Genomic DNA, 12077 nt, shown 5'->3' on the forward strand with positions numbered 1-12077 from the left:
GCCGGCGTGGGTGGCCGCCGGCGCGATGGAGTGGCTTACCAGCCGAAGCCGGCACCGACGCCGACCGAACTGTCGTCACTGCTGAAGGCGCCGCCGAAGGTGACCGTGGCGCGATCGCTGATCGCACGCTGGTAACCCAGCGACAACGCCGACTCGCCACCCTGGAAACCGATGCCGACGCCGACACGGTTCTGGGTGCGGATACCGGCGGCACTGGTAGCCATGTTGAGCATCGCTGCGCTCATCGCGCCCTGGCGGTCGATGCGGCGGTCCATGTGGCGCAGGCGTCCGTCGATCTCGCCCTTGAACACATCGAAGCTGTCGGCAACGGCCTGGACGCGACTGTCGGTGTAGCTGTTCGCCGTCGCCATGCCACGATCCAGCTGGCCCTTGTTGACGGCGTCGGTGGCGGTGGTGCCCGCGGCGACGTTGGTGACCTGGCGTTCGTTGCCTTCGCTGCCCACCGAGACCGTGTTGGCACGATCGGCAACCGAGCCCTGGCCCAGCGCCACGGCATTTGCCGCCGTGGCACTGGCGCCCTGGCCGATGGCCGTGGACGAAGCGCCGCTGGCTACCGCGCCATCGCCCATGGCCACGGCGTTGAAGCCGGTGGCCGGGGTGCCGACCGGAATGCCCGCCCCCGCCGCGGCCACCGTCGGCGTGCCCTGCACGCGTGCGGTACTGGCCGGCGCGGCATCGGCCGTTGCCGGTGCGTCGGCCACGCTGGCCTGCGGGCTTTCATCCAGCGAAGCACTCATTGCGCGCAGGCTGGACGCGCCTGCACGCGTGCCACCGGCAGTACGACGGTCAATCTCACTGACCTTGCGGTCCAGCGCGCCCAGCGCATCGCCGACATTGCTGTAGGTGGCGCCCTGGATCACGTAGTTCGGCGCCACGAACACACCCTGCATGCCGACGCTGGCACCACCGCCGAGGAAGCTGGCGGCATCACTGAGCGACTGGAACAGCTGCCCGCCATTGATCGCCTGGCGGCTGCCGGCGGCGATGTTGCCCGCGCCGACGTTGTCGATGGTGGTGCCCTGGAAGCCGGACAGGGTCAGGCGGTCACGGCTGGCGTCGTCATAGCCGACGGCGCTGGCCGCCGTGGTCTCGACCGTGGCGATGCGCGAGTCGAAATCACCGACACGGGTTTCCACGGCGCCCACGCGCTGGTTGGTGACGTTGAGCTGCGAGCCGGTGACCGCGTCGCTGCTGCCGGCGGCGATGCGGCCGTCGGCCACATTGACGATGCGGCGCGCGGCCGGGCCATCGGTGCCGTTGCCACCACCGACCGACACCACGTTGGCATCGAGCGCACGCGAGCCCGCACCCAGTGCCACCGAGTTCGCACCGGACGCGCCGGCACTGTTGCCCAGTGCAAGCGCACCGTTGCCGATGGCCATCGCATTGGCACCCAGCGCATTGCTGCGTGCGCCGCTGGCACTGGCGGCCGAACCGATCGCTGCGGCATCGCTGCCGCTGGCACTGGCGGTACCCGCGCCGCTGGCCTTGACGTAGCGTGCGGTGCCATCGGCGGTCGCCGCGACCGCATCGAGCTGGCCACGATTGACTGCATCGGTGCGCTCGGTACCGGCGGCGACACGGGTGATCTGACGATCACTGCTGGCACTACCGACCGACACGGTGTTGGCACGATCAGCCACCGAGCCTGCGCCCAGTGCGATGCTGCCGGCCGCCGAAGCGTTGGCACTGACACCCACCGCGGTAGCGTTCGCACCGGTGGCCTTGCTGCCGTAGCCCACCGCAGTACCCAGTCGACCACTGGCTTCGGCGTAGCTGCCCAGCGCCGAGGCGCCATCGGCCGAGGCAGTGGCGCGGAAACCGCTGGCCTGCGACTGCGTGCCGCTGGCCGTGGCCTGCGCGCCGCTGGCGGTGCTGTAGGCGCCCTTGGCCTGGGCGCCGGCGCCGGTAGCGCTGGCGCCGAGTTCACTGGCGCTGGCAGCGCTGCCCACGGCCACGCTGTCGACACCACTGGCCTGTGCGTTGGTACCCAGTGCCGCCGCGTTGCTGCCGGTCGCCAGGGCGTCGGCGCCTACCGCCGTGGCGTTGGCGGCCATCGCGTTGGCGCCACTGCCCAGCGCGGTGGCACCGTTGCCGATGGCGTTGGACGCGTTGCCGGCGGCCAAGGCGTTGTCACCGTCCACCAGGGCACCGGCCTCGCCATCGGCGTTGCCGCTGGCCTGGAACTGGCGGCTGGTCTTGTCGGCGACGCTGGCAACGGCATCCAGCTGGCCCTTGTTCACCGCGTCGGTGGCTTCGGTACCGGCTGCCACATGGGTCACCTGGCGTTCGCCACCGGCCTTGCCGACGGCCACGGTATTGTCACGGTCGGCCTTGGAGCCGGCACCGAGGGCGACACTGTTGCTGCCGTTGGCGGTGGCGTTGGCGCCCAGGGCCGTGGCATTGCTGCCGGCGGCCCACGAGTTCCAGCCGATTGCCGTGGCGTAGTCTTCGGTCGCCCATGCGCCGGCGCCGAACGCCGCCGCACCGGTGCCACTGGCACGCGACGGGATCAGGCCGAAGAAGGTGCTGCCACCGATGGCCACGCTCTCCTCGCCGCTGGCCTCGCTGGACTGACCCACCGCCACGGCACCGGTACCGGCCGCAGCAGCACCGAAGCCGACGGCGGTCGTGTTGGCACCACTGGCCGCCGAGCCGTAGCCCAATGCGGTGCCGAGGCGTCCACTGGCCTCGGCATAGCCACCGACGGCAGTGGCGCCATCGGCAGAGGCGGCACTACGGAAACCGCTGGCCAGTGCCTGCGTGCCGCTGGCGTTGGATTCGGTGCCGGTTGCCGTGCTGTACGCACCACTGGCCTGTGCACGCGCACCGACCGCGCTGGCGCCGAGCTCGCTGGCGCTGGCACCGGTACCGAGCGCAAGGCTGTCTTCACCGCTGGCCTGCGCTGTGCTGCCCAGCGCCGCCGCATTGTTGCCGGTGGCCAATGCATCGATGCCCACGGCCGTGGCGTTGGCCGCCAGCGCGTTGGCACCGCTGCCCAGCGCGGTGGCCCCGTTGCCGATGGCGTTGGCCGCATCGCCGGCCGCCAGCGCGTTGTCGCCCTCGACCAGTGCCCCTGTTTCGCCATCGGCGTTGCCGCTGGCCTGGAACTGCCTGCTGGTCTTTTCCGCTGCGGCGGCTACGGCGTCGAGCTGGTTCTTGTTGACCGCATCATTGCCCTGCGTGCCATCAGCCACGTTGGTGATCTGGCGGGTGTTGCCACCGCCGCCGACCGACACGGTGTTGTCGCGGTCGGCGATCGAATCGGCACCCAGCGCCACGCTGTTGGCAGCGCGCGATTCGGCGGCGTTGCCCAGCGCGGTGCTGTTGATGCCACCGGACCAGGCGCCGCCACCGACGGCGGTGGAGTAGTTGCCCGATGCTTCGGTGGCCAGCACGCCGAACAGCGATCCGCCGACGGCGACGCTGTTGGTGCCGGTGGCCAGGCTGCCCTGGCCAGTGGCGGTGCTGTAGGCACCGGAGGCTTCCGAATCACCGCCCAGCGCCACGCTGTTGGAGCCGGAGGCATTGGCGAAGTTGCCGAAGGCCGTGGCATTGAAGGCCGAGGCCTGTGCATAGCCACCGATGGCGGTGCTGTAGCCGCCGGTCGCCTCGGCACCGATGCCGAACGCTGCCGACGCGGTGCCACTGGCGACACTCTCGCTGCCGACCGCGGTGGCGCCGCTGCCACTGGCATTGCTGAAGTACCCCACTGCCACCGCCTCCTCGCCGGAGGCTTCGGACAGCACGCCGGTCGCGGTGCTGCCAGCACCGCTGGCGATGCTGGCCGCACCGAACGCCGCACTCTGCTCGCCACTGGCCTCGCTTTCCGCACCCTGCGCGGTTGCGTATTCAGCGGTCGCCTGTGCATTTGCACCGACCGCGCTGGCGTTGGCGGCGCTGGCCAGGGCGTTGACGCCCAGTGCCTGCGCATTGCTGGCCAGCGCGTTGGCGCCGCTGCCGACTGCGGTGGCCCCGTTGCCGATGGCGTTGGCCGCATCACCGGCGGCCAGCGCGTTGTCACCGTCCACCAGTGCACCGGCCACATCACCGCCGTTGCCGCTGGCCTGGAAGAAGCGGCCGGTGGTGGCTGCCGCGCCCGCCACGGCATCCAGCTGCGCCTTGTTCACCGCGTCGGTGGCCTGGGTACCGGCGGCGACGTTGGTCACCTGGCGTTCGTTACCGGTGCTGCCGACCGAAACGCTGCGGGCGCGGTTGGCGACCGAGCCGGCGCCCAGTGCGACGGCGTTGCTGGCGCTGGCGTTGCTGCCGGCACCGAGCGCGATCGCGCTTTCACCACCGGCCACCGTGTTGGTGCCGATGGCGATGCTGTTGAGGCTGTTGCCCAGCGCCTGGAAGCCCAGCGCCACGCTGTTGTCGCCATAACCGAATGCGCCGCGACCGACGGCGGTGGAGCTGGTGCCGTTGGCCCAGCTGTTGTAACCGATGGAGGTCGCACCACTGCCACTGGCCCAGGCCGCGTTGCCGAATGCCGAGGCATTGGTGGCCGTTGCCCAGGCGCCGGAACCGAACGCACTCGCCCCGCTTGCGGTAGCCCAGCTGTAGCCACCGACGGCGGTGCTGTCGTCACTGCTGGCGAAGGCGCTGTCGCCAACCGCAACCGCGTAGCTGCCGGTCGCACGCGACTTGCCGCCGGCCGCGAAGCTGTTGTCTCCGCTGGCCCTGGCGGCGTTGCCGAACGCACTGCTGGCAGCGCCGGTCGCCTGCGCACCACTGCCGACCGCCGTGGCGTCGGCAACGGCAGTGGTGCCGACCTGCTGTGCCGTACCGTCGGCACCGATGATCGGCTGGTTGTACTCGTCGTAGGCCTGGCCGAGGCCACCGATGGCAACACCGCCATTGCCGGTGGCGTTGCTGTTGCGCCCCACCGCCACGGCGTCGTCACCGATGGCCGAGGCCGCTGCGCCCTGTGCAATCGCGCCAGCGCCGATCGCATTGCTCGACGAACCCGCCGCAACCGCACCTTCGCCCTCGGCCAATGCACCGGCATCGCTGCCTGCTTCCGGCTGGGCCTGGAAGAAGCGCGCGGTGCTGTCGGCGGTGCTGGCCACCGCGTCGAGCTGCGCCTTGTTCACTGCATCGGTGGCTTCACTGCCCGCGGCGACGCTGGTGATCTGCCGTTCGTTGCCGGCACTGCCCACGGCCACGCTGTTGGCACGCACCGCTTCGGAGTTGGCGCCGAGCGCAACGCTGTTGGCACCGCGTGCGGTGGCGTAGTAGCCCACGGCGGTGCTCTGCGCGCCGCTGGCCCAGGTCTGCGCGCCGAGCGCGCTGGCGTTCTCGCCCGGTGCGTAGGCGAAGTAGCCGACCGCAGTCGCTTCGGCGCCGGACGCTTCGGTCAGGCTGCCGTTGGCCACCGCGCGATCACCGCTGGCGATGGCGCCGGCGCCGACGGCGGTCGACGCTTCGCCGCTGGCCTGGGTCTGCACGAAGAAGCCCAGGCCTGGAATCAGATCGGCCGGGCCGCCGATGGCCACGCTGCTGGTGCCGGTGGCGTTGCTCTGCGTACCCAGCGCGGTGGAGTAATCACCGATGGCATTGGCAACCGCACCGAACGCGGACGACTGCGCGCCGGCGGCATATGCGCCAACGCCATAGGACGACGCGGCGAAACCACCGGCCTCGGCACTCGCACCCACCGCAGTACCCCCGACACCGGCACTGGTGGCGCCGGTTTCCACCGGCACGCCGCCACTGGTGATCAGCGGATTGCCATCGGCATCCACCGCAGCACCACCGACGGCGACACTGCCTGGGCCGTTGGCCTGCGCGTTGTTGCCGAACGCGGCACTGTTCTGGCCCGAGGCCAGCGCGTTGTTGCCAACGGCGGTGGCGTTCTGCGCGACGGCGGTCGCACCGGCGCCCACGGCCGTCGCACCCTTGCCGATCGCATTGGCGGCCTCGCCAGCCGCCAGCGCCTCGTCGCCCTCGGCCAATGCACCCGCATCACTGTTGCTGCTGCCCGTGGCCCGGAAACGCTTGGCGGTGGCATCGGCCACGGCGGCGACGCCCTTCAACTGGCCGACGTTGACCGCGTCGGTATCTTCAGTACCCGCAGCGACGCTGGTGATCTGCCGGGTCAGGCCGTAGTCGGCGGCGCCGACAGAGACGGTATCGACGCGGTCGGCCAGCGAGCCGGCGCCCAGCGCCACGCTGCCGGTGGCAACCGCAGCGGCGTTCGAACCCAGCGCGGTGCTGTATTTACCGACGGCGGTGCTGAACGCGCCCACCGCGATCGACGCTTCGTTGGCGGCGGTAGCGCCGCGGCCCAGTGCGGTGCTGCCAGGACCCATCGCCACGGCACCACCGCCGACGGCCGTCGCGCCATCGGCAGTGGCTTCGGACAACGCACCGAGTGCGGTGGCCGCACCGTTCTCGCTGGCTGCGTACGCGCTGGCGCCGACGGCCGTATCGCCAAGCCCGAACGCGGCCGCGCTCTGCCCGACCACCACGCTGGCATCGCCGATGGCCAGGGCGCCCTGGCCGAAGGCACTGGCGCCGAGACCGGCGGCAATGGCCTGGGTCCCGATGGCGGTGGTGGCGTTGGCCAGCGCCTGTGCACCGGCGCCGGCCGCGACTGCGCCCTGCCCCTCGATCTTCGCCGCGTCGCTGTCATCGCCTGCGCCGTCGGCCTTGAAATAGCGGTTTCCATCGGCGGCGACATCAGCCAGCGCGGCCTGCGTGGCGCGCGCCTGCGCGTCCAGCTGCGCCTTGTTCACCGCATCGGTGCCCTGCGTACCAGCAGCCACGTTGGTGATCTGCCGCTCCTTGCCGGCGTCGCCGATGGACACGGTATTGGCCCGCGTGGCCTTGGAGCCAGCGCCCAGCGCCACGCTGTTGGCGGCGCTGGCATTGCTGTTGCTGCCGATCGCCACCGCATTGCTGCCCTTGGCCGTGGCCGAGCCTTCGATCAGGCACTTTTCCAGCAGCTTGCCGCTGAATGCAACGCAGGTGGCGCTGCCGCCGATCTGCACCGACTGTGCCGTCGCGCTGCCGCTCATGCCCAACCCCAATACCAGGCCCAGTGCCACCGCCAGCAGTGCGGGCGTGGCCTGTGTCGCATCGCGGCGCTGGTCGACGACCCCGCCACTGCTGCTGTCGGAGGAGGCCAGTTCCGAGGCCACCACCAACTGACCCAGTGCTTTGTTCCAGACCTTGCGATAAATCCGATTCATCGGTACGGCTCCTGATTGGACTGGTTTTGGGCAAAGCAACGCCACCGCTGGGCTTTCCGGCCCAACGTCCCCTGGGGGCGTTTATTCGCGTGATTTACTGCGGGGTATTGCCGAACGGCGCGCAGCGACAGAAAACCGAGCGCGTGCGCCAACCGGTTACTGCGAAATGAATGATTCTGAAACGGGGTTCAAGTGTTAACGGCAACTTTGCAGATCGTCAAGACTTTGACACGACAAATCCTATTGCCGTGAAGCAGTTCACTATTTCACGTGTTTATAAAGGCATTTTGTTAGACATACGTGACGAACTGCTGGCGCATGAAAACGGATGTAACTAGCGGCCAGATCAGCAATTTCACGCACACAAAGAAAAACCCGCCGACAAAGCGGCGGGTTTTTCCATACGCGGTGGCATTGCGGCCTGCGCGGAACGATGCGATCAGCCGCACCACACCCGCGCGTTGCGGAACATGCGCATCCACGGCGAATCACCCTGCCATTCAGCCGGTGCCCAGCTCAGGTTGAGCGCGCGCGGGGTGCGCTCCGGGTGCGGCATCATGATGGTGACGCGGCCGTCGGTGCTGGTCAGGCCGGTGATGCCGTCCGGCGAACCGTTCGGGTTCAGCGGGTACTGGCTGGCGACGTTGCCATGGCCATCGATGTAGCGCAGCGAGACGCGGGCGGCAGCCTGGTCGACGGCGTTGTCGAACACGGCCTGGCCTTCGCCGTGCGCCACCGCTACCGGCAGGCGCGAGCCGGCCATGCCACGCAGCAGGATCGACGGCGATTCCACCACTTCCAGCAGCGCGGTGCGGGCTTCGAACTGCTCGCTGGCATTGCGGCGGAACTGCGGCCAGTGTCCGGCACCGGGGATGATGTTCTTGAGCTGGCTCATCATCTGGCAGCCGTTGCACACGCCCAGCGCGAAGCTGTCTTCGCGCGCGAAGAACGCGGCGAAGGCATCACGCAGCGCACTGCGCTCCAGGATCGAGGTGGCCCAGCCACGGCCGGCACCGAGCACATCGCCGTAGCTGAAGCCGCCGCAGGCGACCAGACCGGTGAAATCCTGCAGCGCCACGCAGCCTTCGATCAGGTCGCTCATGTGCACGTCGAAGGCGCGGAAGCCGGCACGTTCGAAGGCGTTGGCCATTTCGATCTGGCCGTTGACGCCCTGCTCGCGCAGCACCGCCACGCGCGGACGCGCACCGGTGCTGATGAACGGTGCCGCCACATCCTCGTTCAGGTCGAAGCTGAGCTTGGGCTTCAGGCCCGGTGCGTTGAAGGCACGGGCGACCTCGCGCTCGGCATCGGCGTTGGCCGGGTTGTCGCGGCGCTTCTGCATCGCGTGGGTGACCGACCACCAGGCGTCGAACAGTGCGTCCCAACGCCATTCGGCCAGGTTCTCGCCACCCAGCGACACGCGCACCACCGGCGCGGTGGTCGGCTTGGCGATGCGCTGTGCGCATTCGGTCAGTGCGTGGCGTTCGACCAGGTCGGCGAACGCAGCGCGGTCTTCGCGCGCGATCTGCACCACCGCACCCAGTTCTTCGTTGAACAGGCTGCGGAACGGATCATCGCCCCAGGCATCGAGCGTGATGTCCAGGCCAAGGCGCGAAGTGAAGGCCATTTCGCACAGCGCGGCGAAGGCACCACCGTCGCTGCGGTCGTGGTAGGCCAGCAGCAGGCCGGACTGGCGCGCATCGCGGATCAGCTCGAAGAAGCCACGCAGGCGCTGCGGATCGTCCAGGTCCGGAGCGGCACCGGCGAAGGCCGGCAGGTCGCCATGGTCGGCGTGCACCTGGGCCAGGATCGAACCGCCCAGGCGCTGCTTGCCGGCACCCAGGCCGATCAGCCACAGCTCGCTGTCCACGTCGCGGTCGAGCAGCGGGGTCAGCTGCTTGCGCACGTCGGCGACCGGCGCGAACGCCGAGATCACCAGCGACACCGGCGACACGCTCTTGTGCGCTTCGCCCTGGTCGTGCCACTGCGCCTGCATCGACAGCGAGTCCTTGCCCACCGGGATGCTGATGTCCAGCTGCGGGCACAGTTCCATGCCCACCGCCTTCACCGCGTCGTACAGCAGTGCGTCTTCGCCCGGATGGCCGGCCGCGGCCATCCAGTTCGCCGACAGCTTGATTTCATCCAGCGCATCGACCGGGGCCGCACACAGGTTGGTCAGCGCTTCGCCCACCGCCATGCGTGCCGACGCAGCGGCGTCGAGCAGGGCCAGCGGGGTGCGCTCGCCGATCGACATCGCTTCGCCGGCCACGCCATCGAAGTCGGCCAGGGTGATCGCCACGTCGGCCACCGGCAGCTGCCACGGGCCGACCATCTGCTCACGCGCGGTCAGGCCACCGACGCTGCGGTCACCGATGGTGACCAGGAAGTTCTTCGAGGCGACGGTCGGGTGCGCGAGTACGCGCAGGCCGGCTTCCTGCAGGTCCAGGCCGCCGGTCTTCAGCGCCGGCCAGCGCGGTGCCGGCGGGTGCGCGGTGTCGCGGTGCATCTTCGGCGGCTTGCCGAACAGCACGTCCATCGGCAGGTCGATCGGCGCATCGGCCGGGGTGTGGCCCGGCACGGCACCGTAGGCCGCCACCAGGTGCTCCTCGGCGGTGGCCACGCCAACGGCGGCGAACGGGCAGCGCTCGCGGGCGCACAGCGCGGCGAACTCGGCCAGGCGCTCCTGGGCCACGCCCAGCACGTAGCGTTCCTGCGACTCGTTGCACCACAGCTGCATCGGCGACAGCGACGGATCATCGGTGGGCACCTTGCCCAGGTCGATGACACCACCGACGTTCGAGTCGTGCAGCAGTTCGGGGATGGCGTTGGACAGGCCACCGGCGCCGACGTCGTGGAAGAACTTGATCGGGTTGTTGGCGCCCATCGCCACGCAGCGGTCGATGACCTCCTGGCAGCGGCGCTCCATTTCCGGGTTGTCGCGCTGCACGCTGGCGAAGTCCAGGTCCTCGGCACTCTCGCCGGACGCCACTGAACTGGCGGCGCCACCGCCCAGGCCGATCAGCATCGCCGGCCCGCCGAGCACGATGACCGCATCACCGGCCTGCAGCGGGATCTTGTCGACCTGCACGCGATCGATCGCGCCGAGGCCGCCGGCCAGCATGATCGGCTTGTCGTACGCACGCACCAGATCGGCGCCTTCGGGCAGCTCGAAGCTGCGGAAGTAACCGAGCAGGTTCGGGCGGCCGAATTCGTTGTTGAACGCAGCGCCGCCGAGCGGGCCGTCAGTCATGATTTCCAGCGCCGGCGCCATGCGCGGGTTCAGCGCGCGCGGCGCTTCCCACGGCTGCGGCAGCTCGGGGATGCGCAGGTGCGAGACCGAGAAGCCGGTCAGGCCCGCCTTCGGCTTGCCGCCACGGCCGGTCGCGCCCTCGTCGCGGATCTCGCCACCGGCACCGGTCGAGGCACCCGGGAACGGCGCGATCGCGGTCGGATGGTTGTGCGTTTCCACCTTGATCTGGAACGCGCTGGGCACCTGCGGCTCGCGGCGGTATTCGCCACTGGCCGGATCGGGGCGATAGCGCGAGGCCGGATGGCCTTCGATCACCGCGGCATTGTCGCTGTACGCGCTGAGCGTGTGCTGCGGAGTCTGCTGGTGGGTGTTCTTGATCATCCGGAACAGCGAGCGGTCCTGCTCCTGGCCGTCGATGGTCCAGCTGGCGTTGAAGATCTTGTGGCGGCAGTGCTCGGAATTGGCCTGCGCGAACATCATCAGTTCCACGTCCGACGGCGACCGGCCCAGCGCAGTGAAACGCTCGCGCAGGTAGTCGATCTCGTCCTGGGCCATGGCCAGGCCGAGGCGCTGGTTGGCGGCCTCCAGCTGGTCCACCGGCACGCGCTCCAGTTCACCCCGGGCCGGTGCCGAGAACAGCGCCTGGCCCTGTTCCACGGTCTCCAGCACCGACTGCGTCATCGGGTCGTGCAGCGCCTTGACCAGCGCCTGCTGGGCGGCGGCATCGGCCGGCCAGCCCTGCACGTCGATGCGCAGGCCACGTTCGACCCGGCTGACCGGCTGGCCGGCACCGCGGACCAGTTCGGTGGCCTTGCTCGACCATGGCGACAGCGTGCCCAGGCGCGGCACCACGATGCGGCTGACCGCGCCGTCGGCCACGGCTTCGGCCTGCGGCGCCGCTTCGAGGATGCGGCACAGGGTGGTCAGGTCGGGGGCGGCGCTGCCTTCGGGCTGCACGAAGTAGACGTGCCAGGCACCGCTGATGCGCAGGGAGGGAGCGATGGACTGCAGGCGGGATTCAAGACGTTCGCGGCGGAACGGCGACAGGGCGGGCGCGCCCTCGAGGACCATCATGTCCGGGGAACCGTAGTTGGGAAACGGGCCCGACATTGTACCGGAAGCGGGGGGATGGGCTCTGGCCGGGCGGCGCCCGGCACCCGCCGAGGCCAGGGCAGCGGCAACGGCAATGGCAACGGCAATGGCCCAAGCAAAAGCTGGGTTCCCGTGGGATGGCGGGGTGGTGGGGGCCAGCAGGACACGCCGTAAACCCGTCCATGGGGGCTCGATGGCGCCATCCATGGCGCCAACGGTCCTGCTGGCCCCCACCACCCCGCCCCCGACAGTTTCCCGCGATGTGCGGTGGATCCACGCCATGCGTGGAGGCTCTGCGGTAGTGCCGGCCGCTGGCCGGCAACCAGGGAACATCAGAAATCAGGCATTGGAGCGCGCAGCGACCGGCTTCTGCTTTTGATTTTGATTTTTTGTTCTGTCTTTCGTGGCTGGCTGCGCAGGAACCTGTCAGAGGCCGGGTGGGTGGGGTCAGGCGGGGTGTCCGCGGCATGGATGCCGCGGCCAAGCCCCCAGGGACGGGTTCACGGCGTCCCCCCCTG

2 protein-coding genes are annotated in these 12077 nt (G+C 69.8%); both read right to left on the reverse strand.

Annotated features, from left to right (window positions below):
* Positions 1 to 35: 35 nt before the first annotated feature.
* Positions 36 to 7217 (reverse strand): ESPR-type extended signal peptide-containing protein, encoded by a 7182-nt coding sequence (locus VG566_RS10920; protein ID WP_423172686.1) that lies wholly within the window; start codon positions 7215 to 7217, stop codon positions 36 to 38.
* Between the two features lie 439 nt (positions 7218 to 7656).
* Positions 7657 to 11541 carry a phosphoribosylformylglycinamidine synthase gene (purL, locus tag VG566_RS10925; RefSeq protein WP_241884626.1) on the reverse strand — a complete coding sequence of 1295 codons (3885 nt, stop codon included), beginning with the start codon at positions 11539 to 11541 and terminating at the stop codon, positions 7657 to 7659.
* Positions 11542 to 12077 lie beyond the last annotated feature (536 nt).

The sequence above is a fragment of the Stenotrophomonas sp. CASM114 genome, from assembly GCF_049384325.1.
Classification (GTDB): domain Bacteria; phylum Pseudomonadota; class Gammaproteobacteria; order Xanthomonadales; family Xanthomonadaceae; genus Stenotrophomonas; species Stenotrophomonas muris.

Coding starts and splice junctions, on each gene's coding strand:
- purL (WP_241884626.1), bottom strand. CDS start 11,541: ATGATGGTCCTCGAGGGCGCGCCCGCCCTGTCGCCGTTCCGCCGCGAA.
- VG566_RS10920 (WP_423172686.1), bottom strand. CDS start 7,217: ATGAATCGGATTTATCGCAAGGTCTGGAACAAAGCACTGGGTCAGTTG.